A 25719-nucleotide genomic window follows, 5' to 3' on the forward strand; every position below is an offset into this window, starting at 1 on the left:
TGCAACATGCGACACAAAAAAATATCTGTTAGCAGGGCTTCAGGACTGTCGGGACATTTCCCGAACCAGCATGGCCCGCTTACGCTCTGCCCCCCAGGCATAACCACCGATTTCTCCGTTTCCCCGTATAACACGATGACAGGGAATCAGGTAGCCGATTGGATTATGCCCCACGGCCGAACCAATCGCACGCGCAGCATTCGGCTTCCCGACCTGCTCCGCTAAAGATCCATAACTGACCAGCCAGCCTTCCGGGATTTCCAACAGCGCCTGCCAGACTTTCATCTGAAACTGCGTACCCCGAACAAACAGCCTCAACGGCCGGATATTCTCACGCGTAGCATCTGCGGAAGCGAAAATACGGTCCGCCAGCTCCCCGGCCATTCCTTCGTCACGAACCAGCTCCGCATGAGGCCAATCTTCTTTGAGACGCTTCCACCCCCTGAAATCATCAGATCTTTCAAAAAATGAAAGATGACAGATCCCACGAGGGCTTTCGGCAATCAGACAATCCCCAAAAGGCGAAGCCACCGTTCCCGCCCTAATCCGTAACCCCGCTCCACCGGAACTGACTTCGTCCGGTGACGCCACCTCCAGACAAACGCGGGAATCCTGCCGTCGCTCCGACCCCGGCAGTCTCACATCCAGAGCAGCATCCAGTACAGCGCTGCCCTCCCGCAGGTGGTCGCATGCATGCTCCAATGTCAGGCATTTCATAAAATCATTCGGTATCAATCCCGCCCAACGCAAAAACAGATGACGGAAATGAATCGGGGTTAAACCGGCCACGGCCGCAAGCGTCTTCAGATTCGGTTGTTCTACGTGATGTACCTCGATATAACGAATGACCCGAACGATGTGATCATAATCATTCATAGAAATACTATGGCCATAGCGACCGAAAACCGCACTCGTTTTTTTCCATGAGTTTCCAAAAACGGATCCGAACCATTCAAAAACAAAAAAGCGTCCCATGCGGGACGCTTTTTTCAGAGATTGGATAAACCGATCGTCAGGCTTCGTCGTTGGTCGATTCCTGAGCGAAGGCCAATGGATCGCCCCCAAGGGCATCCTCAACCGAGATTTCCTCGCCGAGTTTCACCGGCTTGATATCGCGGTACATCGGGAACCCGGTACCGGCCGGAATCAGACGGCCCATAATAACGTTTTCCTTGAAGCCACGCAGTCCATCCACCATGCCCAGCGTTGCAGCCTTGGTGAGTACGCGGGTGGTATCCTGGAACGACGCCGCCGAAATAAAGGACTCTGTTTCAAGTGCAGCCTTGGTGATACCCAGCAGCACCGGAGACGCTTCCGCCGGACGACGACCTTCAGCTACCGCCTTCTGGTTGACTTCCTGGAAGGTCTGTTTTTCGACCTGTTCGCCCCAAAGAAACTCTGTATCGCCCGGATCGGTAATCTTGACCTTACGCAACATCTGGCGAACAATCACTTCAATGTGCTTGTCGTTGATTTCCACACCCTGCAGGCGATAAACAGCCTGCACTTCATTTACGAGGTATTCCTGCAGATCCTGAGGACCGCAAACTTCCAGCAGTTCCTGCGGGACAATCGGCCCCTCGGTCAGCTGCTGACCTTTATGTACGAAGTCACCCGGGAACACAATTACATGTTTGTTCATCGGAATCAGATGTTCTTCTTCCGCACCGGTCACGGTGTCACGAACAATCAGCTTCCGCTTACCTTTGGCAATTCCGCCCAGTTCAACAATACCTTCAATCTTGGCAATTTCAGCCGCCTCTTTCGGCGTACGGGCTTCCACCAGTTCAGCCACACGCGGCAGACCACCGGTAATATCCTTGGTACGTACCGTTTTCCGCGGAGTACGGGCCAGCGTGTAACCCGCAGCAATCGTGTCGCCTTCCTTAATCATCACCTGCGCGCCGGCCGGGATGGAATAATGACCGACATTACCGTCATCACCGACAATAAGAATTTCCGGATGAAGGTCTTCCTTATGCTCCATAACCGTCAAACCTTCAACACCGGTTGCCTCATCCACAGTCTTCTGAACAGTTACCCCTTCAATAAAGTCCTGGAATTCAAGCTTACCATTATGTTCGGAAAGAATCGGAACGGAGTACGGATCCCATTCCACAAAGACTTCACCCGCCTCAACGCGGTCTCCGTCATCAATAGATACCTGGGCCCCGATTACCATGGCATAGCGCTCAAGCTCACGTCCTTCCTCGTCTACAACCAGAATGTTACCGTTTTTATTCAGCACGATATTCTGATCGTTGACTTTGACCGAACGAATATTTTCATAGCGCACGGTACCACTTGATTTCGCGGTAACTTTCGGCTGTTTAAACACGGAGGATGCCGTACCACCAATATGGAATGTACGCATCGTCAGCTGTGTACCCGGCTCACCGATGGACTGCGCCGCAATGATACCAACCGGCTGGCCGAGCTGAGCCATCTTGCCGGTCGCGAGGTTTTTGCCATAACACTTGGCACAGACCCCACGACGCGACTCACAGGTCAGCACCGAACGGATAACAACCTGTTCAACACCGGCACTTTCCACCTTCCGGGCCGAATATTTATCAATCAGCTCTCCGGCGGCAACAATCACCTCCAGCGTATGCGGGTTGCAGATATCCTCTGCCGCGGTACGGCCGATAATGCGTGTAGCCAGCGAAACCAGCTCATCATCACCCTCGGAAATCGCCGCAACTTCAATACCGTTAAGCGTATGGCAGTCCTCTTCGGTAATGATAATATCGTGTGAAACGTCTACCAGTTTACGGGTCAGATAACCGGAGTCCGCCGTTTTCAGCGCGGTATCTGCCAGACCTTTACGAGCCCCGTGTGTCGAAATGAAGTATTCAAGTACCGACAGCCCCTCTCGGAAATTCGAGAGAATCGGCCGCTCGATAATTTCACCGGAAGGCTTGGCCATCAGACCGCGCATACCGGCAAGCTGACGGATCTGCTGACGGGAACCACGGGCCCCGGAATCAACCATTACGTAGACCGGATTGAGCTCTTCTTTCGACTTCGCATTTTTCGGATCGTCGTTCTCCTCCAGTACAGCGAACAGCTTATTGGTCAGCTTATCGTTCGTGTCAGTCCAGATATCGATGATCATGTTGTAGCGTTCACCTTCGGTAATCAGACCCTTGCGGTGCTTGGCTTCAACCTCCTCAATTTCTTTACGCGCGGCGGCAACCATAGGCGCTTTATCCTGCGGAATGATCATGTCAGTCAAACCGATAGACATACCGGAACGGGTAGCCTGTTCGTAACCCAGGTTTTTCAGCGCATCAAGAACCCCGACTGTGACGTTGTGGCCAGAGATTTCATAACAGGCCTCAATCAGCTGCCCGACAACCTTTTTCGTGGCGGTTTTATTCACAAAACCAAGCTCATCCGGCCATACTTCATTAAAGAATACGCGACCGACAGTGGTCGTGATAACCGAGCGTTCCATATCGCCGTAACGTGTTTCACGCTGATAATCCGGGTTCCGGAAACGAATTCGGTCATGCAGTTTAACAACCCCTTCGTCATAGGCCGTCTGCACTTCCATAATATCGTTCATCATGCGCAGTTGTTCATCAACCGGCTCACCGTGCTTGCGCTTCATCATGTACGTCTGCGATTCCGACGTCAGGAAGTAGCATCCCAGAGCGATATCCTGTGTCGGCGTGGTGACCGGTTTACCGGAAGACGGCGAGAAGATGTTGTTGGTCGCGAGCATAAGACTCTTAGACTCAACCTGTGCTTCGACAGATAACGGTACGTGTACAGCCATCTGGTCACCGTCAAAGTCTGCATTGTATGCTGTACACACGAGCGGATGCAACTGAATGGCCTCACCCTCAATCAGGATCGGCTCGAACGACTGAATCGAAAGTCTGTGCAACGTCGGCGCACGGTTAAGCATCACCGTATGACCGCGGGTCACTTCATCGAGGATATCCCAGACTTCATCCACTTCACGCTCGATCATTTTCTTCGCACTGCGGACCGTATGCACCACACCACGCTCTTTCAAACGCCGAATGATAAAAGGTTCAAACAGCACAAGAGCCATCTTTTTCGGCAGACCGCACTGATTCAGTTTAAGCGTCGGACCCACAACAATTACAGAACGGCCGGAATAGTCGACACGCTTACCAAGCAGGTTCTGGCGGAAACGGCCCTGTTTACCTTTCAGCATATCGGAAAGGGATTTCAGCGGACGATTGCCCGGACCGGTAACCGCACGGCCATGACGACCGTTATCAAACAGTGCATCAACTGACTGCTGCAGCATGCGTTTTTCGTTACGGATAATCACTTCCGGCGTTTTGAGAGCCAGCAGCGTACGCAGACGGTTGTTCCGGTTGATCACACGGCGATACAGGTCATTCAGATCTGATGTAGCAAACCGGCCGCCTTCGAGCGGAACCAGCGGGCGCAGGTCCGGCGGAATCACCGGCAGCACTTCCATAACCATCCATTCCGGACGGGATCCGGATTTAATGAACCCTTCCATCACCTTCATCTGGTTTACCAGCTTCTTGCGGGTCTGTTTGGAACGGGTGTTCATCATTGCTTCTTCAAGTTCCTGAAGCGTCTTGACCGGATCGATTTTACTCAACAGATCACGTACACCTTCAGCACCGATTTTGGCAACGAAGCTTTCAGCACCATAGTTATCCAGCGCTTCCCGGTATTCCTCTTCGGAAAGGAGCTGCTTTTCTTTCAGCGGAGTTTCTCCGGGATCAACAACGATATAATTATCGTAATACAACACACGCTCCAGGTTGCGCATCGTCATATCCAGAATCAAACCCATCCGGCTCGGTGTGGCTTTGAAAAACCAGATATGTGAAGCCGGCACAGCCAGCTCAATGTGCGCCATACGTTCACGACGAACGCGTGACAGCGTAACTTCAACTCCACAACGGTCACAGATGACCCCTTTGTGTTTGATACGCTTGTACTTTCCGCATGAACATTCCCAGTCCTTGGTCGGACCGAAAATACGTTCACAGAAAAGTCCGCCTTTTTCGGGCTTGAAAGTCCGGTAATTGATCGTTTCCGGATTTTTGACTTCACCGTGACTCCACGAACGGATCGCTTCCGGAGAAGCGAGCGTAATGTTCGCGTAGTCACTTTGTTCCTGCTGCTTGATACCGAAGATGTCGGCTATATTTGAATTTTCCACGAGGCATTCCTCCTGCAGTATAATGGATAGGTATCTAAGTTACGCGACTAGGCCGACAGAATGGGTTCGCCATCCTCGTTCTTCACCTGGAAGTTCAGACCGAGACCCTGCAGCTCCTTAATCAATACGTTAAACGATTCCGGACGACCGGAGTCGAGGACGTTTTCGCCCTTCACAATCGCTTCGTACATACGGGTACGTCCGGCAATATCGTCGGATTTTACCGTCAGGATTTCCTGCAGTGCGTGAGCTGCACCATAGGCCTCGAGTGCCCATACTTCCATTTCTCCGAAACGCTGACCGCCATACTGGGCTTTACCACCGAGCGGTTGCTGCGTTACAAGTGAGTACGGGCCAACTGCACGGGCGTGAATCTTTTCACTGACCAGATGATGCAGTTTAAGCATATACATCACACCGACCACTACGCGCTGTTCCATACGCTCTCCGGTACGTCCGTCATAAAGCTCGGTTTTACCATCTTCAGAAAGACCGGCTTCTCCGAGCATACTGAAAATCTGCTCTTCGGAAATACCATCAAAAATCGGCGTCGCCGCATGAATACCCAGATGCTTGCAGGCCCACCCAAGGTGGGTTTCCAATACCTGGCCCACATTCATACGTGAAGGTACACCCAGCGGGTTCAGAACGATATCCACCGGAGTTCCATCCGGCAGAAACGGCATGTCTTCTTCGGCAACAATCCGGGAAATAACCCCCTTGTTACCATGGCGACCGGCCATTTTATCCCCGACGGACAGTTTCTTCTTCTCAGCCACATAAACCTTAACGGACTTAACGATACCCGCATCGACTTCCTCACCGCTGCCGGCACGATCCATCGAGCGTTCTTTGTCCTGCTTGGCCTCAACGAATTTATTGCGGTATTCGTCAATAATCCCCATAATTTTAATGCGGATCGGAGACGGATCGATTTCAACAAATTCATAGTTGGCAGCCAGCTTACGCAGCAGTGTTTTTGTGATTTTGCGGTTAGCCGGAATAATGACATCACCTGTACTGGAATTCATTACATCCAGCGGAATTTTTTCACCAAGCAGAATATTGGACAGCGCTTCAGTGAGGTCTTCTGTCAGCTGCGCAACCACATCCTCATGGCGCTCAGCGATCTCTCTCTCAAGCTTTTTAACATCCGTCTGTTTTCCTTTATCGGCCGTCGCACCCATCGCATTGTTTTTGGATGACACTTTAACATCCATCACAATACCGTGCGTTCCCGAAGGTGCTTTGAGCGATGTATCACGAACATCTGCGGCTTTTTCACCGAAAATAGCGCGTAGCAGGCGCTCTTCAGGAGCCAGCTCTGTTTCACTCTTCGGTGTGATTTTACCCACAAGGATATCACCCGGTTTCACTTCAGCACCGACCTGAATAATACCGTCATGCGACAGATTTTTCAGAGCTTCTTCTCCAACATTAGGAATGTCGCGGGTGATTTCTTCCGGACCGAGTTTTGTATCACGGGCACCGCATTCGAACTCTTCAATATGAATCGACGTGTAGACGTCTTCGCGGACCAGTTTCTGGTTGATCAGAATCGCATCCTCGAAGTTATAACCGGACCACGGCATAAACGCGACAACCACGTTTTTACCCAGTGCCAGTTCGCCCTCATCTGTACCCGAACCGTCAGCCAGCACATCACCTGCTTTAACTTTCTGTCCTACTTTTACAATCGGACGCTGATTCAGACAGGTTCCCGCATTGGAGCGCATAAATTTGCGCAGTTTATAAATCTGGCATTCATTACCGGATTTTTTAACCGGCATTTTCCCATCTTTCGAAACCACGATACGATCGGCAGAAGCATACGCTACTTTACCGTCCTCTTTCGCAATTACCAGAACACGGGAGTCGCGGGCCAGTCGACCTTCGATACCGGATCCGACAAACGGACGTTCCGACTTCATCAGCGGAACAGCCTGGCGCTGCATGTTCGAACCCATGAGTGCACGGTTGGCATCATCGTGTTCGAGGAACGGGATCAGGCCGGCGGCAATAGACACTACCTGCTTCGGCGAAACGTCCATATATTCCACTTTTTCCGGAGGAACTTCAATAAAGTCGCCCCGGACACGGACCATAACGTGATCATTCACGAAACAGTTCTTTTCATCAAGCGGTGCATTCGCCTGTGCAATCACATAGCGCTCTTCTTCGTCTGCGGTAAGCCAGTCAATCGTTTTACTGACTTTGCCCTTCGAACATTTCAAATACGGCGTAACAATAAAGCCGTATTCGTTCACCTTAGCGAACGTCGAAAGCGAAGAAATCAGTCCGATGTTCGGACCTTCAGGCGTTTCAATCGGACAGATTCGCCCATAGTGCGAACTGTGCACGTCTCGAACTTCGAAACCGGCACGGTCGCGGTTCAAACCGCCCGGACCGAGTGCAGAAAGACGACGTTTATGCGTCAGTTCCGAAAGCGGGTTTGTCTGGTCCATAAATTGCGACAGCTGCGAACGACCGAAGAAGTCTTTGATTACCGCAGACAGCGCCTTCGGATTGATCAGTTTCTGTGAAGAAAGCCGGTCAACCGTCGTATCAAAAATCGTCATTCGTTCTTTAACCAGACGCTGAATACGTGCGAGACCAACACGGCACTGACCTTCGAGCAGCTCACCGACCGTACGAATACGGCGGGATCCAAGGTGGTCAATATCGTCCAGTGTTCCCTCACCCATACGAACCATCAGAAGGTAACGGAGAGCTTCCACCACATCTTCCGTTTCCAGCGTCAGTGATGTGCTTTCAATACCCAGTTTCTGCTGGATTTTATAACGTCCGACGCGGGAAAGACTGAAACGGGCTTCATCAAAGAAAAGACGCTTTATCATCTGACGGGCGGAAGCAGTGGTCGGCGGATCGCCAGGACGCAGCTTCTGATAGAGATCTTTGAGCGCTTCATCAACCGTACGCGTCGTGTCGGCCTGAACGGATTTAAGGAACAGTCCCTGGTCCCAGGAAACATCGACAACCGACACTTTCTTATAACCCGCCAGTTTCATACGCTGGATCATATCCACTGTCAGCTGATCATAGCGGCGACCGATGACCGACTCCGAGTCTGCATCAACGATATCGTCAGAAAGAACGAGGTTTTCGAGATCCTCTTCCTTATAGTTTTTCTTCGAAAGGGAGAACTCCGCAAACTTGTAATACAGTCCGAGGATTTCTTCATCTTTTTCATAACCGAGCGCACGAAGGAACGTGGAAGCAAGGAATTTGCGGCGCCGGCGCTTCCGGTCAAGATAGATATAGATCAGATCACTGGTGTCAAACTGGGCTTCGATCCATGAACCATGATCCGGAATGATACGGAAAGAATGCAGCGTGGACCCGTTAGCGTGCTGCGAAGATTCGAAGCAGATACCCGGCGAACGGTGCAACTGTGAAACGATAACACGTTCCGCACCGTTGATGACGAAACTTCCGCTGTCGGTCATGAGAGGAATTTCCCCCATAAACAACGTGTCTTCGCGCAGGTCTTCACCTTCACGAAGCTTGAACGTCACATACAAAGGAGCCGAGAAGGTCTCGCCTTCACGGATAGATTCCAAATGATCAAGTTTCGGCTTTTTGATTTCGTAACTGACGAAATCGAGAGCGATCTGTCCATCGTAACTTTCAATCGGAAATGCTTCTCCGAGCACTGCCTGCAATCCCATTTTTTTACGACGGGAAGGAGCAACATCCTGCTGCAGAAAGTCGCGATAGGAGTTAAGTTGGATTTCAATTAAGTCTGGCGCATCAAGCGCGTCTGTGAGTACTCCGAAGTTTTTTCTCTCAGCCATTCCGCACCTTCAAGGGTTGTTGTTGGATAACGCATGTTCCCCTTTGGGTCTCAAAGGGGAACAATACACATGCCGCACACAGGCGGCACTATCTGTCAAAGATCAAGGAAAACAAGGTTTTACTTGAGCTCGATAGATGCTCCAACACCCTCGAGTTTTTCTTTCATGGACTCAGCGTCTTCTTTGGAAACACCAGTTTTGATGCTGCTCGGAGCACCATCAACCAGCTCTTTTGCTTCCTTCAGGCCCAGACCGGTGATACCGCGGAGCTCTTTGATTACCTGAATTTTGGATCCACCGGCTGCAGTCAGAACAACTTCAAATTCAGTCTGTTCAGCAGCACCGCCGCCTTCGTCTCCGCCACCGGCCGGCGCTGCAACTGCTACGGCTGCCGGAGCAGCTGCGGTAACACCCAGGCGATCTTCAAGCGCTTTTACGAGCTGAGAAAGCTCCAGAACGGAAATGGTTTCAACCCAGTCAACGAACTCGGCCATTTTACCTTCGAGTACTACTTCATCTTTTACTTCTTCGGACATTTGATACCTCCTAATGAACTGCTATCTGATTCAAATTAATTTTGGTTATGCTTCTTGTTCTTTTTTGTCTTTTACCGCGTTCAGCACATAAACCAGCGTGGAAACCTTCTGGTTCATTACACCGACCAGCTGACTGCAAGGTGCCTGCAGGGTGCCGAGCAACTGTGCACGCAGGACATCCTTGGAAGGAAGTTTTGCGAGTGCTACAACGTCTTTGGCAGTTACCGCTTTGCCTTCAACGAATCCACCGGTTACCACCGGCTTTTCATTTTCCGCAGTAAATTTCTTAATAATTTTGGCCACTTCCACCACGTCGCCATCGCCGTGGATCATGGCGGTCTGCCCCTGAAGCAGATCTGAGATATCCGCATCAACAGCACGACTGAGCATGGTTTTCTTTACAACATTGAAGGAGGCACCGCGTTCCCGCAGCGAATTCTTCAGTGCCGTTGTCGTGGGCATGTCCATGCCGGTATAATCGGCAATGATCATGTAGAGAGCACCGGCAACGCGCTGATCTAACTCAGCCGCTTCGGATACTTTTTCCGGCCGTACGCCTTTTTCTTCAGGTTTCATTTAAATCCCTTCCCCTTCCCTATGCGGAGATTTCCTTCAGGGCGATCCGCAGACCCGGTCCCATCGTGGAGGAAATCGTAACACGTTTAATGTAGGTGCCTTTCGCGCTGGCCGGTCTTGCTCCGTTAATCGCATCAACGATCGCCTGTGCATTTTCCAGCAATGCGCTTTTCTCGAAAGAACGCTTACCGAAAGGAACGGCAATGTTACCGTTACGGTCCATACGGAACTCCACACGACCGGCTTTCAGCTGATTAACAGCCGCAGCGGTGTCATCCGTAACAGTACCGGTCTTCGGATTCGGCATGAGGCCGCGAGGCCCCAAAACACGGGCAACCTTACGGACTTCCTTCATGGCATCCGGTGTGGCAACAGCGGCATCGAAATCGGTCCATCCATCCTGAACTTTTTTAATCAGGTCTTCAAAACCCACTTCTGCGGCCCCCGCTTCACGTGCGGCTTCTGCAGCATCACCGGTTGCGAAAACGATTACACGAACATCCTTACCCGTTCCGTGCGGCAACGCAACGGTAGAACGGATTGCCTGATCCGATTTGGACGGGTCAACACCCATCCGAAACGCGAATTCCAATGTTTCATCAAATTTTGCGGTCGGATTCTCCTTCAGGAATGAAATTGCACCTTCCATGGTGTAATCCTCCTTCAGAACTTTTTCCGCCACAGCACTGTATTTTTTTCCGTGAGTAGCCATTATCCTTCCACCTCGATTCCCATACTGCGCGCAGTGCCTTCAATAATGCGAACGGCGGCTTCCATGTCATTGGCGTTGAGATCATCTTTCTTGGTCTCAACAATCTCCTCGATCTGGGCGCGGGTTACTTTGCCTACTTTATCGCGGTTAGGAACACCGGAACCTTTAGCCAGGCCGGCTGCTTTCTTCAGAAGAACCGCGGCCGGAGGGCTCTTGGTTTCAAATGAGAAGCTGCGATCGTTATATACGGTGATGACCACCGGAATAACCATTCCAGCTTTATCCTGCGTGGCGGCATTGTATGCCTTGCAGAATTCCATAATGTTTACGCCGTGCTGACCCAGGGCGGGACCTACCGGCGGTGCAGGGTTTGCTCCCCCTGCCGGGATCTGCAATTTAATATACCCTGTGATTTCCTTAGCCATAACTATCCTCAATAAATTTTCTATTCGGCCGAACGCTCAACCTGCCAGTATTCCAGCTCAACCGGCGCTTCACGACCGAAGACAGAAACAAGCACTTTCAGGACACCGCGTTCAGGATCGACTTCATCGATTATACCGCTGGAACTGGTAAAGGGTCCGTCGGTAACTTTAACGGTCTCGCCCGGCTCGAACATCACCTTAGGTGCAACAACTTCCTTCTTCTCTTCGATCTGATTGACGATGGCATTCACCTCTTCGTCACTCATCGCCGGCGGTCTGTCTCCGCCTAGGAAACCGATTACACCCGGGGTGTTCTGAATGAACGTCCAGGCTTCTGCATTAACCGACTTATCATCGTTGTACAGGCTGATATTAATCAGCAGGTACCCCGGGAAAAACTTGCGGTTAACCGTTGTCTTTCTGCCTTGTTTAACTTCCGAGACCTTTTCAGAGGGGATCAGAACCTCTCCGATAAGATCTTCCATCTCCTCCTGCTGCACGCGGCTGGCAATGTTCTTCTGAACTTTCAGCTCGTGACCGGAAAGCGCGTGTAGGATGAACCATTGTTTTGGCATGATTTTATATCCCCGAATAAACTTAATGGATGATGAACTGTAGGAAGTTCACATTGACAAGGTCACAAAGACCCACAAATGCGCCGAGAATAATGACCGAAACGATCACTACAATAGACTGACCGACCAGTTCTTTTTTAGTTGGCCATGTGCACTTAAGCAGCTCGACCTTCACTTCCTCAAGAAAAGTCCGCAGACTGCCGACGCCTTCGTTAAGTTTACTCATTGTATGCTTTCCAGTTTCAAGATAGTGGCAGGACGGAAGGGACTCGAACCCCTAACAGCCGGTTTTGGAAACCGGTGCTCTACCAATTGAACTACCGTCCTGTCGTCAAATTGATCAACTATTTGGTTTCACGGTGAAGTGTGTGATTACGGCAGCGTGCACAGTATTTTTTTACTTCACGACGCTGTGTTTCCAGCTTCTTATTGCGTGTACCGGTGTAGTTGCGCTCTTTGCACTCGGTGCAGGCCAGAGTAATAATATCTCTTGGCATGGTTTTATCCTGTTAGATGATAAACGGGTCACGGGCGGCATGCACCGCCCGCCCCGGTTAACCACTGATGTTATTCAACGATTTCGATAACACGTCCGGCACCAACGGTGCGGCCGCCTTCGCGAATTGCGAAGCGCATGTGCTGTTCCATCGCGATCGGGGTGATGAGAGTAACGTCCATAGTGACGTTATCACCAGGCATTACCATTTCCACGCCTTCCGGAAGCTGAATGTCCCCGGTTACGTCCGTTGTACGGAAGTAGAACTGCGGACGGTAGCCCTTGAAAAACGGAGTATGACGTCCACCTTCTTCTTTGGAAAGAACGTATACTTCGCCCTTGAATTTGGTGTGCGGGTTGATGGTTCCCGGCTTTGCCAGAACCTGACCGCGCTGTACTTCTTCTTTTTTCGTACCACGCAGCAGAATGCCCACGTTGTCGCCAGCCTGACCCTCATCAAGGATCTTACGGAACATTTCAACACCTGTGCAGGTGGTTTTTGCCGTATCTCTGATACCGACAATTTCGATTTCGTCGCCGGTATGAATAGTACCACGTTCAACACGACCGGTAACCACTGTACCACGACCTTCAATAGAGAATACGTCTTCGATCGGCATCAGGAAGTCCTGATCGGTAACCCGTTCCGGTTCCGGAATCCAGGCGTCGAGTGCATCCATGAGCTCCTGGATGCATTGAGCTTCAGGACCTTCCGGGTTGTTGATTGCACCCAGTGCAGAACCGCGGATGATCGGAGAATCTTCTTCAAACTCATACTTAGCGAGGAGTTCCTGGATTTCCATTTCAACCAGCTCAATCAGCTCTTCGTCATCAACGAGGTCACATTTGTTGAGGAAAACAACAATTTTCGGAACACCGACCTGGCGAGCCAGGAGAATGTGCTCACGAGTCTGCGGCATCGGACCGGACGGAGCTTCAACCACCAGAATTGCGCCATCCATCTGTGCAGCACCGGTGATCATGTTTTTAACATAGTCAGCATGGCCCGGGCAGTCAACGTGGGCATAGTGACGATTATCGGATTCGTACTCAACGTGCGAAGTCGCGATGGTCAGAATCTTAGTGGAGTCACGACGACCCTGGGATTCCGAAGCTTTTGCAACGCTGTCGTACGCGACGTACTCAGCCAGACCCTTAGCGGCCTGTACACAGGTAATTGCAGCGGTAGTAGTTGTTTTACCATGGTCAACGTGACCAATCGTGCCCACATTCACGTGGGGCTTTGTCCGTTCGAACTTATCCTTAGCCATTTTGTTTACCTCCTGATATCTCTCAGTTAATTCTTATATTTAACAAATCGAATAAATGGAGCCCATGAGCAGATTTGAACTGCTGACCTCATCCTTACCAAGGATGCGCTCTACCAACTGAGCTACATGGGCCTGTTTATCCAAAAAAAACAGACAAACAAGCCTTATGCACACCGGTAAAAGAATGCGCTCGCAAGCTTGTTCCTTCAAAATTGTCCCACCTGCCGCCCGAAGCGGGATTTGGCAAATAAGACGGCGCAATATATAGAACCCCGCGAAAGAGTCAACCCCGAAGCCGAAAAAACTTTACTAATTTCATCCGGCACAACAAATCCCTCTTTCCGTCAGATCACTCAACGTCATTCCCGGCTGCATATTATGACACAATTACGCCTCCCCCCGGAAGTTTATCAGAGAACCCCGAAAAATGACCGCTCCTCAGCTCCGGCGTTATATTTTCTTTCCCCCTTTCGTAAAAACCAAACACAACACCCTCACTTAACGCACCTCGGATCTATCAAGCGGAATATAATAAACTGTTGCTTTTTCCAAACCCCGAATGGCACATTCATAGATGTGATGCTTACTACAACCCCAAGAATCTACGACCTTTTCGCAGCCACAGGCCTGTTTGAAAAAACAAAACTTCAGAACACCCTGAATGAGGCCCGCGCTAATGGAGCACCGGTATGCCGGTTTATTATCGACAACACCGGAATCAAGGAAGAGGAACTCCTTTCCAAACTAGCCGAGGCGATGCAACTGCCCTTTCAGCGCCTCAAAGAGATAGAAATTGAACCCGGTATTCTGGAAAAACTGCCGACCAAAGCCATTTTCCAATACAACATCATTCCGATTACCGAAGAAAACGGATGCCTGAAGGTTGCGACCAGCGACCCCTTTATCCCCGGCCTGGCTGATGCACTTCGGCTGGCGGCTGAAACCCGGATTCGTCTGATTCTCAGCCCTTCGGAAGACATCGAAACTGCCGCCAAAAAATTCTACGGCGTCGGCGCCGAAACCCTTGACCGCATGATGGAAAACGGCGGTCTGGATTTTGACGACGAGGAGGATCTTCTAAAACAGGACCTGAGTGAGCTTGATCAGGAAGCTTCAGTTGTGAAATTTGTAAACCAGATTATCTGGGAAGCCTACAAAGACCGCGCAACTGACATTCATATTGAACCGATGGAAACAGACCTGCGCATTCGCTACCGCATTGACGGCGTCCTGCACGAAACGCCTATGCCCCCGCAGCTCAAACGTTTTCAGTCTTCGGTGATTTCGCGCATAAAAGTGATGTCTAACATGGATATTGCCGAAAAACGCCTCCCGCAGGACGGACGGATCAGTGTCCGCATCAAAGGGGCCGAAATTGATGTCCGGGTATCCACCATGCCTACCGTTTATGGAGAATCCGTCAGCCTTCGTCTTCTTATGCGGGGCGGCGGCCTTGTTACCATGGCCGATCTGGGACTGAACGGCCACGATTCCGATATGCTGAAAAAAATGATCACCCGCCCCCACGGCATCCTTTTGGTCACCGGCCCGACCGGCTCCGGAAAATCCACCTCCCTTTACGCCTGGCTTCACACCATCAACTCCGTCGATAAACGAATCATGTCCGCCGAGGATCCTATTGAATACGAAATGCCCGGCGTCAATCAGGTGCAGATGCGCCCTGAAATCGGGCTGACTTTCGCCAATACCCTGCGCACCTTTCTGCGTCAGGATCCGGACGTCATTATGGTCGGGGAAATCCGCGACAAAGAGACCGCCGAAATCGCCATTCGTGCGGCCCTGACCGGCCACCTGGTATTCAGCACCATTCATACAAACGACTCTGCCAGCACCGTCACCCGCCTGCTGGACATGGGCATCGAACCGTTTCTGGTCGCCTCCTCAGTGGAAGGCATTGTCGCACAGCGCCTGGTGCGCGGGCTATGCAACAACTGCAAGGCTCCCAAAGAATACGATGAAAAATTCCTGAAAGAACACAGCTTCCCAATTGAACGCCTAGTCAATGAAGGCCCGATCTACGAAGCCGTCGGCTGCGATGAATGCCGCGGCAGCGGTTACAAGGGCCGAACCGGCATTTTTGAAATTCTGCACGTCACCGATGAAATCCGCCCGCTGATCATTGCTCACGCGTCTGCCGCCGACATCAAAACCAAAGCCCTGGACCAGGGCGGCATGAGAACGCTGCGCGAAGACGGGTGGGATAAAGTACTCGCCGGCATCACAACGATCGACGAAATTCTCCGCGTTACGGAAGATGACGAGTTCGAGGAAGTTTAATTCTTCGCCTTACTGTCCAGGAGCAGACGGACCGCTCGGCGGAAGAATCCCCTCTGCCACCAACTGATCATCCATTTCCTTGGTCAGCGGAATCGGAAGCGGCGGCATACCCTGGCGAATAACCTCCATCTGATACTGCCGCAGATTTTCACGCACTTCCTCACGCCTGGCCGCCTGCTCCTCGGGAGTCAATTCCGGCTCAGCCGGCTTTGCCGGCTTCTCCGGCCGGCGGAAACCGCTGCCGAATTTGCGTCTCTGCGCGACCGGAGCAGCTGTTTTAGCCGGTGCAGCCGCAACCGCCTGGGTCAGCTCAAAAGTAACCGGCTTTCCATTCATTTCAAGCGTAGCACTGCTGTTCAGCACATCAATATCCGTCAGCTTCATCCCCTGAAAACTCTCATTCAAACGCAACATAATACTGCGGGGATCTCCAGCCTTTGCCCCCTTGTTCTCAAAGCCCGCGCGCAGTTCCCCGTTATCAGCTTCGAGCAGATAGCATAGACGGATTTTCTTTTCCATCTCCTTTGCCAGCTTCGCCGCCTCAGCAGCCTCTTTCTGACTCTGCGCCTGCTCCCTCGCCAGATCAGCCGCAAGTCCCGGATCTTCACCGAAAGGCGAACGCTCCACAATCACATCATAACGTTCGCGCTTATATTCCTCGATATCGGCAGAAACTGTTGCCGTTATTACCAACATCAAAAAGATCTGTATCAGTTTTCCTGCCATTGGAAATTCCTTCGTTCGAATACACAAAACAATGGGCGCTGACCCGCTGTTCGTCAAGCCCGCTTCCAATTCTTGGGAAACAACGTTCCAGGACCAGAAACATTGCCGCTGACGCCCGTTTCTTCTACCCTCTCTCAATGACCGTAAAAACCATTATTATCACCGGAGCCAATTCCGGCATCGGCAAAGCCGCCGCCAAACATATTGCTGCGGCCGGCCACCACGTGATTCTTGCCTGCAGAAACCGTGCAAAAGCCGAACAGGCCCGTCGCGAAACAGGAGGAAAAACCATTGCGGCCGAACTCAACCTGGCTTCCCGGAGCAGCATCCATCAATTCACAGAATGGGCTCACCGCGAACTCGACCAGATCGACGGACTGCTCAACAATGCCGCCGATTTTAATCTATCCAAAACCGACCGCGAACTGACCCCTGACGGTTTTGAGCGCTTCTGGTTCACCAACCACCTTGCACCGGTTCTGCTGACAGACCGCCTGATGGATCAAATCATTGCCAGTCCGCAGGGACGCATTATCAACATCTCCTCAAAAGGATTGCTCGCCCGTCCTTTCCAGACGGTGAATTTGGAAGACCCCATGTTCGGGGAGCGTCATTTCACCCCGACGGCAGCGTACTACCAGTCCAAAATGGCCCAGAACATCTACACTGTCTGGCTTGCGCAGCAGCTCACCGGAACCATGGCAACCGCCAACTGCATCCGCGTCTCCAATGTTAAAATCGACATCAGCCGCTATCCGAACCTGCCGCAGTGGATGAAAAATCTATATACCCTGAAATCACAGTTTTCCATCACCCCGGAAAAAATGGCGGAAACCTATGCGGCAGCCCTGCTCGACCCCGCCTTCAACAACATCTCCGGTGCCCTCATCGATCACTCCGGGGAACCGGTTCCGTTCCCGGCTTACGCAAAAGACCCGCTCTGCGTTGAGCGGGTCATGACTCTCACCTACCGACAGTTGGGCATGGCCCCCTCCATCAGCTTCACCGCCGCTGACGACCAATCGGCACCGACAGGGTTCCATTGAAAAATTCAATAAGATGCCCGCGCTCAACCAGCCAGCTGATCGGTTTCAGCGCCTCCTTGGCCTCCGGCGATTTCGGATCAAGCGAAGGATGAAGAACCTCCAGCAGCTGCTGACGCGTTGACCCCGGGTTCTCCTTCAGAAACATCAGCACTTCGGCAATATTCGGCACCGTGTCCTGCGGCTTGATCGGATGAGGCTTAATATGCGTCACAAAATTGATTTTCCCGGCTTTAAACAAATGCAGATGCATATGCCGGAATGCAGCGCGCATCGAAAACGACAACGTTAACGGAAAACGGCTCTCTTTGCTCCAGACCCGCTTGATGGCAAATGTAACATCCCGGTCATCCAGCACCCGCGCAATTTTGGAAGGAACAATGGCCCGGTGCGTTTTCTCGATCATGGAAGGCAGCTCTTTTTTAAACTCGAGTTCAGCTTTTTTCAAATCCACCGCTTCCGCTTCGGGATCAGACTTCAGCCGATAAACCGTCTGCTTCCGACTCTCTTCCCGCCACTGCTCCACAAGAGCCTCATCTTTCACCGTTTCAACAAATCGCTTATAGTCCTCCAGCGACATATTCGAAAAGTGTGCAGCATGCACTTCAGCCACCTTGTCGTTATAACTGTGGTGATTCGGCGGCCCCAGCAGCGTTCCGGTTTTCGTACATCGCGCAACCCCGGGAAAATTTCCGGCCGGCGGCTCGGTCTCAACCTCTTCCTTTTCATACAGATCTTCCAGATGACTCGAAAGAATATGCTGTTCAATCAGCTCTTCCGATGCAGCAACTGATTTACACTTTTTGCACTGGTAGAGATAAAAATCCGGCGCATCCTTATTGACTTCAATTTTAACCAGATACCCCTCCTCATCATGAATCAGCAGATTGGCCAGATCCATCAGCGGATAGGCGCGGCGCGAATGATGAATCTGCCGAACCAGCGAAGCCAGCCGCTTCTGCTCCGGAAGAAACGAAACACTGATCGGCAGTTCCTTGGCCGGTTCGCGCGACTCCCGGCGCGGGCGGTCATCGCGGCGAGGCCGCCCTGAACGCTCCCGATCGTCCCGCCGTCCCTCACGGCGAGGCCGCTCCTCTCGCCTCGGGCGTTCATCAAAATCCTTTCTGGAATAATGATTTTCTCCCGGAGGCTTCCTGGCCCACTGCGGAACAAAGTTCAGGTCCAAAATCACGTCGCGGGCATCCTGCTTATCCTGGGAATGTATTTTATCTTCCATGGCCATAACCGTGTGTTTTAATAATAAGTGAATTGCAAATCAGTTTAAATGATATTCGCTCTATGAAAAGCATTAACCCGATGTAGATTTCCACCTCAGGAAAAATGAAACCGACCACCCAGACCTTTCTACACGTGGATATGGACGCCTTTTTCGCTTCCGTGGAACAGCGCGATCATCCGGAACTCCGCGGTAAACCCGTAATTGTCGGGGCCGCCGCCGACCGGCGCGGCGTTGTGGCCGCCGCCTCCTACGAAGCACGCAGGTACGGCATTCATTCCGCCATGCCCTCCCGTATCGCCAAACAGAAATGCCCGCATGCTGTTTTTGTTTCCAGCAACATGGCCAACTACAAAGCCGTCTCACGGGAAATCATGCAGATCTTCGAATCGTACACCCCCCACGTCATGCCCCTGTCGATCGATGAAGCTTTTCTCGATGTTACGGGCTCACAGCACCTTTTCGGCGACGGAAAAACGATTGCCGAAAAAATTCGCAACGACATTAAAGAACAAACACAGCTGACCGCCTCCGTCGGCGTCGCTCCGAATATGTTTCTCGCAAAACTGGCTTCCGATATGAATAAACCCGATGGCCTCACCGTGGTTCCGTTCGAACAGGACGCCATCGAAAAAATGCTCGCCCCCATGCCCATCGGCCGCATGTGGGGCGTCGGAAAAGTAACGCAGAAAAAGCTGCTTTCCCTCGGCATCTCCACCATCGGCGACCTGCAGCAATTCGATATTCAAAGGCTGGAAGAAACTCTCGGAAGAAAAGCCGCCTACAGTTTCTCCAGACTTTGCCGCGGAATCGACGAACGGCAAATCGGCTCGGAAACCGATGAAAAAAGCATTTCCAATGAAACCACATTCCGGCACGACGTCATTGACCGCGAACAGATTGAAGCAACCTATAAACACCTGATCGATAAAGTCGGCGCCCGGCTTCGTAAAGCCGGTTTTTTTGCCACTACCATTCATCTGCGGTTACGCTGGAGCGACTTCTCCACCATCACCCGACAGACCAGAATATCCATTCCGGCCAACGACGACATCACCCTGCGCGAAGTCGGCATGGAACTGCTCAACAAGCATCTGCGTCACCGTCCTGTCCGTCTCATCGGCTTCGGAACCAGCGGCCTCACCGAAACCGACCAGCCGCAGACCCTTCAGATGAATCTGTTCGCCCCCCCGACACAGCCGTACACGAAAAGCGAAGCCGCCTCAGCCGGGCTGCAGACGCCATCCGGGAAAAGTACGGTGCCGGCAGCCTCCGCCGGGGATCAGAGTTAGACTGAATGATGATTCAAAACCTTTTTTGTCCAATACACTTCATATACACGCGTTCCATGCTCCGGAGACTTTACTGGTTTCTTCTTCCTATGGGCGCCGCAGGATATACCCCTCTTCCTGCGGCGCCCCTCTTTATTCCTGCTCTGTCGCAGATGCCCTGCAACGGCGGACCGCCCCCGAAAAACCTCCCTCCTCAAATCACAGTATTCGCGAAAACGGTTTGAACCAGATTCGAAACGGTTTGAACCAGATTTTAGATATGCAGCACTTCTGCACGTGAACTGCATGTGGTTGTCAGGTTGCCGATTTCCATGTTCTTCGCAGAGGTTTTGATACTGATCGGTTGGCGCGCAGCATGTCGATGAAGTCGCTGACACCGGCCTGCTCTGGGAAACCGAATTTGATCTGCTCGATCTCGGCCAGCCAATTCCGCGTCACCTGCTGGACGGGTGCCCGCATGTCCTTAAGTTCTTCTTTCCCTCCGTGCAGGCTGATGTTGTGCTGAGGGCTCGCCAGTCGGGATGTCGAGGTTATCTCCTGCGGCACAGTTCCTGAGTAAATAGGCCAGTGACGTGCTTTGTAGATAGCCTCGGCCACTCCGGTCGGAATACTCTCTCCAGGAACGACAATCTGCTCGGTGCTCTCATAATTACCACTCGGAGATGATGTAAACAGAAATGATCGAGACACTCTCTTGGTTATCTTGAGCGGTGAGGGCCATGTGCCGCAAGCGACTCTGTAATCAGGGATCCCAAGCAACGGATGCATCACCCAGTGTTCGACGACGTCCCACCAGACGGTTACCTCGACGGCTGATACGCCGTATCCTTCCTTGTAGCCGGACTCGATGTAGTTCACCGCCGGAGAGCCGCCCTCTGAACCTGAATCAACGATACTGCAGAAATAGTCATCGTTCCCGGGGAACAGGTATTTAACCCACGCCAGATTCGTCGCCCAATCCGTCGGCCAACTCCTGCACACAAGATCAATAGAGCTGTCATTGTTAACCACATAACTACCCTCAACACTGACCGTCTGGACAAGCACATTCTTGCCTGATGTATTGCCGTATGAATCTACCTGTATCTCCTGTGTGGTGCCATCAATCAGTTCGTTTTCGATCTCGTAATAAATAACAACGCCATCAAGCGCCTGATCATCATTCCGCTTCACCGTAACAGATCCGCCGGACGTCAACACCTCGGTCATATCAACCGACAGCGCGACCTCGGAGTCCGCATCGAGGAATCTTATGGTTGCCGGGGAGGTGGAGTAATCGAACCGGGTGAAGACATCCATCTGAAGACGCAGGCATTTAAGCAATGCCTCTGCGCAGGTTAGATCAGTTACTTCGTCCGCCGGCGGCTCGACCGTTAACGCCTCAAGATCAGATGCGATATACTGAATATCGGCGCCCTGACTTATCGCATAATCGAGGATTTCTTTTGCCTGATCACCGCATGTCATGCGCTCACCGGAACTGTCCCGGAAAAGAATAACATGAGATCTGTTGTAGGCTGATGCGGAGAATACCGTGCGCTGGAAAGGGACTGACAGATCAGCCCAGGCATCAACCGCTGTCACAGTATCAAGCGCACGGCCTGACTGCATGGTGCGCTCAGGAGAACCCGATACACGTCCTCGGAAAAGCATTGTCCAACTATCGTCGTCTGCGTCATCATCACGACCGCGCAGCAGAACAATGTCTCCATGGTCATATCGAAACTCGGCATCCACCGCCGTTTCGTAGGACCACGTCAGCTCACCGGCCGCCTGACTGGTTACCGTCTGGTTAAGCGAAAGGAACTCAAGCTCACCGATTGGCGTCCACGAATCTCCCTGTCGAAAGAACTCCAGCTGCACACTCATGACTTAAGACTCCTGATCTGAAACTCAAGCGCGCTGATTCGATCGGCCTGCATCTGCACCTTTGACAATAGCTGAGCGGTAGCATCAAGCTGCTGTTCGCCAATAGATATCGACCGTTCCGCCACTCGCTTCGACTGCTGCCAGTCTGCCGATACCTGTTCCATCGATGTACGCAGCGCAGCGCTTGCCTGCGTCGCTGCGTCCAACGTCTTTCCAGCGGCGGTCTGCATCTCTTCCACGGCCTTTGCTGATGCGTCCGCCGAATCCACCGCAGACGCCGAGGCATCGGCTGAATCGCCGAGGGAATCCATCAGTGCAGCCAAATCCTCCTGATTCAGCTCCCAACTCCTGATCACCGCATCAATTTCATCGGCACTCATACCACTGGCCAGCATACTCGCCAGTTCATCAACCCTCGCCGCCTGATCACTCTTTGCCAGATTTGAATAGAAGATGTCGGCAAAACTCTGCATTGAATTCTCAGACAACTCAACGGTAGACGATAACGCTCGCCCTTCTGCCTCTAACCGTTCCGCCCGAACGATCTCCAGGTTCTCCGCTTTACGTTCGCGGTATTCCCTCGAAAAGAACCCTCCCGATCTTGTTCCGAGTTCCGCATTCGTTCGTGCGGCCGCCTCCTTGTTATCCTGCGACCTGTTAAATATCGCATCCTTAACCGCGTTTCCAATAGTTGCTCCGATGGAAGGAGCCTTCGACAGTATAAACTTAGCCGCTTCAACGCCGCCCTCTTTGAGCTTAATTTTAAGCCAGTCGCCAATCGACTCCGCCAGCACCTTGAGATCCTGCAGTGAGTTTATCTCCTGGACGATGCCCGCGATCAGTTCAGCGAACTCTCGCACCCGTTCCGCCGCAGCCTTAATGATCTCATGAATTTTCCCGGTTTTGGCACTTTCCTGCCACTCCCCGAATTTGGCAATCACCGCATCAAGGCCGTCTTTCAGACCCAGCGACTCCGCCAACGTGCGGCCCACTTCCTCGCGGAAATCGCCGACCGCATTTTTCAGCGCCGCAAACCGGCCTGAGAGCGTCTGGGCGCGGGCCTCCAGTAAACCGCCCCCTTTTTCCGAAAGGGCGGTCATGAGCGAATCCAGGTCCTTAACCTTATCGCCCGTCAAATCAAGGGTTATGCCGTAACGGGAGAACATCGAGAATTCCCCCTCAAGCGCACGCTGCATCGCCAGAGCCGCACCCTGAAGGTTGCCATCCATCAGGGCAGCAAGATTCTTTGTTGCCTCGGCCACCTGGTCAATATTGTCCGACGTCGCGCCGAAGCGCGTCAGCTGCGCGAATGTCTTAAGCCAAACCTCATCACCGATATTGGTCAGCGTCTGATACTGATTGGCCAGCTCCACCAGCTTCTGCCGATACCCATCCGTATCCTGCCCCATCTGCTTCAGCGCCGAAGACAGATCGGTTTCGCCCAGCTCCTGCGCCGCGAAATCCTTCACCGATTTGGTCAGCTGCCAGAACGCCGCCGTCAGCCCGGCCACCGCACCCAGCGCCAGCGCATTGAACGCCCCTTTGATGCGCTGCGTGACACTGTTGACCACATCAGGCAAGCTCTTCAATCCGGAGATCGACAGCTTGTCCTTAATATAGATGAGCACTTCCGACGCTTTAGCCATTAGCCGCGATCCCCCTGCATATCTGTCCACACTCTCAAGTCATCAACCACCTGCTCGCGGATATCCTTATCTGTCGGAAGGACAGACGGGTCCGGGCGATGCACCGCCTGCGTCGTCACGGCGTACAGGACGCGCGAACCCAGCGTCACCACCCCTTTGCCGCTGCGGCGGTTGATGACCCAACTCGCGCTATCGCCAAATTCGCGCACCCGGCGGCCATGCGCCGCAGGGTCCACCGGAATAGTCAGATACTTCGCAATGCGCGGACGCACTGTTCCGCCGAAGCGGCGCAGTCCGATCCCCACATGGTCGATATTTACGACAGCCTGACGTCCCCGCACCTCGCCCTTGGTTGAGCTCGCCGCCTGCCGGTAAAAATGAAACGGGGAAGTCCCGCGATGCCGCTCCTTTTCCAGTTTAAGGAAATGCGCCTTCACCACATTCGCGCCGGATGCCGCCATAATTTTCCGGTGCGTTCCTTTTTCATACGCCCGGCGAAGCGCCTCGGTCTTCGGTATCGCGGAATCTTTGACGGTTACATCAAAATTAATCACCGCAACGCCTCCATAACAATTCGTCCTGCCTGCACCTTGAACATATCCATCAACGTCTTTTTGAGCCCCTCCGAAATCCCCGAAGGCATCGCAACCGACACCTCCTCATTAATAAGGTTGCGCTGATCCGGCTGCACCACCGTACTGTGCCTGATCACGCCCAGCCGTTCGGCCTCATCGCGGCGAACATCGCGGACGCCCATCCCGGAATTATAATCGAACGGCGGATAAGGAACGCCAAAGGCCGACAGCTTTGACCACACCGTATCATCCTTCCGGGCAATCATCCGGCCGCCGTAAAACGACCCGCCGGCCGCCGACCAGCGCTGCTCCCAATCGAGGCGAGGATCATTGCGGGCTTCCGTGCGAACGAACTCCTGACACGGCCAAAGGTCAAGCAGGTCTGGATCCTGCGCGGCCATATGCTGGCCGTATCCGTGCGCAAATTTTTCCTGCATGTCCGCAATCAGATTAAGCCGGGCATCGCTTCCAAGATCCTGAACCGACCCCGGCCGCTCCGGCTCATAACCCAGTTTTGCCAGCTCATCGCGCATCTGCAAACGGAACTGCGCCACATCAACCGCCATTTCTCCGCGCTGCTTCCGCGCCGCCGGCGAGATCATATCCGACAGCATTCGGTCCATCTTCGCCAGATAGCCGGCGTTCGTTGTGCGCGCCGAAAACAACGCTCTTTCACGAATATCAGCCCCTAACGACGCAAGTTCAGCCGATCCTGCCGAGGTCGGCAGCACCCGCTGCGCGGCCCGATACTCAAGTGCTTCCGCAAAAGGAATTGGCTTATCAAAGATCATCAGCGCAGTCCCTCTTTAAGCTGGATGACCGGCCTGCCGTTGCGGACCCATGGCGTTCCCGTCTTCCATTTTCCCGCCGACATCTGCACAGGAGAATGACTCATATCAACAGGACTTGTCTGGTAAGGCATGATATTCTTTAGGAACAGATAGCCGATCTGCCTGAACCCCTGCATTATCAGCTGAGAGCAGAATACAGAATCCCGCCCGTGCGCATGATCGGCCCGCAGGGTAAATCCAGAGATAACGCCGCGAAAACCGTACTTCGCCTTTGGATCAGCCGCCTTGCGTTCAAAGTAAAGAATGAGTTCAATGTATTTGGCGTCAGACAACGGAATGGCCTCTAAATCGACCTCCGTACCCGGCGTGTGCAGATCACCTGCAACCCCCTTGCGAACGCCTCGCCGCGATGCGCCCTTAGCCTTGCGATGCCAGCTCTCATAAATGGTGCCGGCAGGGATGAAATAATGACGACCGTGATGCATGAACGAAAAATCGCGATCAACAATCCATGCAACGTGAGAGTAATCTCCCCAGGTCCGCCACTTGATCAGGCGCGACACCAAGCTCTTTCCTTTAAAATATGCAATCATCAATCGAACTCCCCCTCAAAACCGATCGTCGGCAGCTCAATTGCCTTGTACGTCATCG

The 25719-nt window shown here is 52.5% G+C and carries 21 protein-coding genes and 2 tRNA genes; 3 read left to right on the forward strand and 20 right to left on the reverse strand.

Annotation, left to right across the window (positions count from 1 at the left end; all coding sequences use genetic code 11):
- Positions 1–39: 39 nt before the first annotated feature.
- The 13 genes from EGM51_10470 to EGM51_10530 form a co-directional block, all read right to left on the reverse strand.
- Complete coding sequence (locus EGM51_10470) at positions 40–1077, reverse strand: methylated-DNA--[protein]-cysteine S-methyltransferase (GenBank protein ID QBG47795.1); 1038 nt, start codon at positions 1075–1077, stop codon at positions 40–42.
- Complete coding sequence (rpoC, locus tag EGM51_10475) at positions 1013–5185, reverse strand: DNA-directed RNA polymerase subunit beta' (protein QBG47796.1); 4173 nt, start codon at positions 5183–5185, stop codon at positions 1013–1015. The genes EGM51_10470 and rpoC overlap by 65 nt, the downstream gene beginning before the upstream one ends.
- A 47-nt stretch (positions 5186–5232) precedes the next feature.
- Positions 5233–9000, reverse strand: a complete 3768-nt coding sequence (gene rpoB, locus EGM51_10480) for a DNA-directed RNA polymerase subunit beta (protein ID QBG47797.1) — start codon at positions 8998–9000, stop codon at positions 5233–5235.
- A gap of 119 nt (positions 9001–9119) precedes the next feature.
- A complete protein-coding gene (locus EGM51_10485) occupies positions 9120–9494 on the reverse strand; it encodes a 50S ribosomal protein L7/L12 (GenBank protein ID QBG49296.1) in 375 nt (124 codons plus the stop codon).
- A gap of 87 nt (positions 9495–9581) precedes the next feature.
- Entirely contained in the window at positions 9582–10112 is a 531-nt protein-coding gene (locus tag EGM51_10490) for a 50S ribosomal protein L10 (GenBank protein QBG47798.1), read from the reverse strand.
- Between the two features lie 19 nt (positions 10113–10131).
- Complete coding sequence (locus tag EGM51_10495) at positions 10132–10824, reverse strand: 50S ribosomal protein L1 (GenBank protein QBG47799.1); 693 nt, start codon at positions 10822–10824, stop codon at positions 10132–10134.
- A complete protein-coding gene (gene rplK / locus EGM51_10500) occupies positions 10824–11249 on the reverse strand; it encodes a 50S ribosomal protein L11 (protein ID QBG47800.1) in 426 nt (141 codons plus the stop codon). Before rplK ends, EGM51_10495 begins: the two co-directional genes overlap by 1 nt.
- Positions 11250–11269: 20 nt before the next feature.
- Positions 11270–11824 (reverse strand): transcription termination/antitermination protein NusG, encoded by a 555-nt coding sequence (gene nusG, locus EGM51_10505; protein ID QBG47801.1) that lies wholly within the window; start codon positions 11822–11824, stop codon positions 11270–11272.
- Positions 11825–11846: 22 nt separating this feature from the next.
- Entirely contained in the window at positions 11847–12050 is a 204-nt protein-coding gene (gene secE / locus EGM51_10510) for a preprotein translocase subunit SecE (GenBank protein ID QBG47802.1), read from the reverse strand.
- A gap of 25 nt (positions 12051–12075) precedes the next feature.
- Positions 12076–12151 (reverse strand) — tRNA-Trp (locus EGM51_10515).
- A gap of 17 nt (positions 12152–12168) precedes the next feature.
- Positions 12169–12321, reverse strand: coding sequence for a 50S ribosomal protein L33 (gene rpmG, locus EGM51_10520; protein QBG47803.1), 153 nt, complete (start codon positions 12319–12321; stop codon positions 12169–12171).
- Positions 12322–12391: 70 nt separating this feature from the next.
- The gene (gene tuf, locus EGM51_10525) at positions 12392–13591 is read right to left on the reverse strand and encodes an elongation factor Tu (protein ID QBG47804.1); all 1200 of its coding nucleotides are present in this window, start codon (positions 13589–13591) and stop codon (positions 12392–12394) included.
- 56 nt (positions 13592–13647) lie between these two features.
- Positions 13648–13723: transfer RNA gene (locus tag EGM51_10530), tRNA-Thr, on the reverse strand.
- A 246-nt stretch (positions 13724–13969) separates the two neighbouring features.
- On the opposite strand from EGM51_10530, the gene EGM51_10535 reads away from it, so the two are divergent.
- Positions 13970–15889: a type II/IV secretion system protein gene (locus tag EGM51_10535; GenBank protein ID QBG47805.1), complete on the forward strand. Its 1920-nt coding sequence runs from the start codon at positions 13970–13972 to the stop codon at positions 15887–15889.
- Positions 15890–15898: 9 nt separating this feature from the next.
- Here EGM51_10535 and EGM51_10540 read toward each other — a convergent pair whose 3' ends face one another.
- A complete protein-coding gene (locus tag EGM51_10540; GenBank protein QBG47806.1) occupies positions 15899–16615 on the reverse strand; it encodes a hypothetical protein in 717 nt (238 codons plus the stop codon).
- A 137-nt stretch (positions 16616–16752) separates the two neighbouring features.
- Between EGM51_10540 and EGM51_10545 the strand changes: the two genes are divergently transcribed.
- Positions 16753–17661 carry an SDR family NAD(P)-dependent oxidoreductase gene (locus tag EGM51_10545; protein ID QBG47807.1) on the forward strand — a complete coding sequence of 303 codons (909 nt, stop codon included), beginning with the start codon at positions 16753–16755 and terminating at the stop codon, positions 17659–17661.
- On the opposite strand, the gene EGM51_10550 is transcribed toward EGM51_10545, so the two are convergent.
- Positions 17618–18895 (reverse strand): hypothetical protein, encoded by a 1278-nt coding sequence (locus tag EGM51_10550; GenBank protein ID QBG47808.1) that lies wholly within the window; start codon positions 18893–18895, stop codon positions 17618–17620. The genes EGM51_10545 and EGM51_10550 overlap by 44 nt on opposite strands.
- Before the next feature lie 104 nt (positions 18896–18999).
- Here EGM51_10550 and EGM51_10555 point away from each other — a divergent pair, with 104 nt between their 5' ends.
- Positions 19000–20187 (forward strand): DNA polymerase IV, encoded by a 1188-nt coding sequence (locus EGM51_10555; GenBank protein QBG47809.1) that lies wholly within the window; start codon positions 19000–19002, stop codon positions 20185–20187.
- A gap of 294 nt (positions 20188–20481) precedes the next feature.
- On the opposite strand, the gene EGM51_10560 is transcribed toward EGM51_10555, so the two are convergent.
- The 5 genes from EGM51_10560 to EGM51_10580 are packed head-to-tail and all read right to left on the reverse strand — an operon-like array spanning position 20482 to position 25661.
- Positions 20482–22056, reverse strand: a complete 1575-nt coding sequence (locus EGM51_10560) for a hypothetical protein (protein ID QBG47810.1) — start codon at positions 22054–22056, stop codon at positions 20482–20484.
- On the reverse strand, positions 22053–23702 hold the full coding sequence (locus tag EGM51_10565) for a hypothetical protein (protein ID QBG47811.1): 1650 nt from the start codon (positions 23700–23702) through the stop codon (positions 22053–22055). The genes EGM51_10560 and EGM51_10565 overlap by 4 nt, the downstream gene beginning before the upstream one ends.
- Positions 23702–24256 carry a hypothetical protein gene (locus EGM51_10570; protein ID QBG47812.1) on the reverse strand — a complete coding sequence of 185 codons (555 nt, stop codon included), beginning with the start codon at positions 24254–24256 and terminating at the stop codon, positions 23702–23704. The genes EGM51_10565 and EGM51_10570 overlap by 1 nt, the downstream gene beginning before the upstream one ends.
- On the reverse strand, positions 24253–25068 hold the full coding sequence (locus tag EGM51_10575; protein ID QBG47813.1) for a hypothetical protein: 816 nt from the start codon (positions 25066–25068) through the stop codon (positions 24253–24255). The genes EGM51_10570 and EGM51_10575 overlap by 4 nt, the downstream gene beginning before the upstream one ends.
- Positions 25068–25661: a hypothetical protein gene (locus EGM51_10580; protein ID QBG47814.1), complete on the reverse strand. Its 594-nt coding sequence runs from the start codon at positions 25659–25661 to the stop codon at positions 25068–25070. The genes EGM51_10575 and EGM51_10580 overlap by 1 nt, the downstream gene beginning before the upstream one ends.
- Positions 25662–25719: the final 58 nt, after the last annotated feature.

The sequence above is a fragment of the Verrucomicrobia bacterium S94 genome (genome assembly GCA_004299845.1).
Taxonomy (GTDB): Bacteria; Verrucomicrobiota; Kiritimatiellia; order Kiritimatiellales; family Pontiellaceae; genus Pontiella.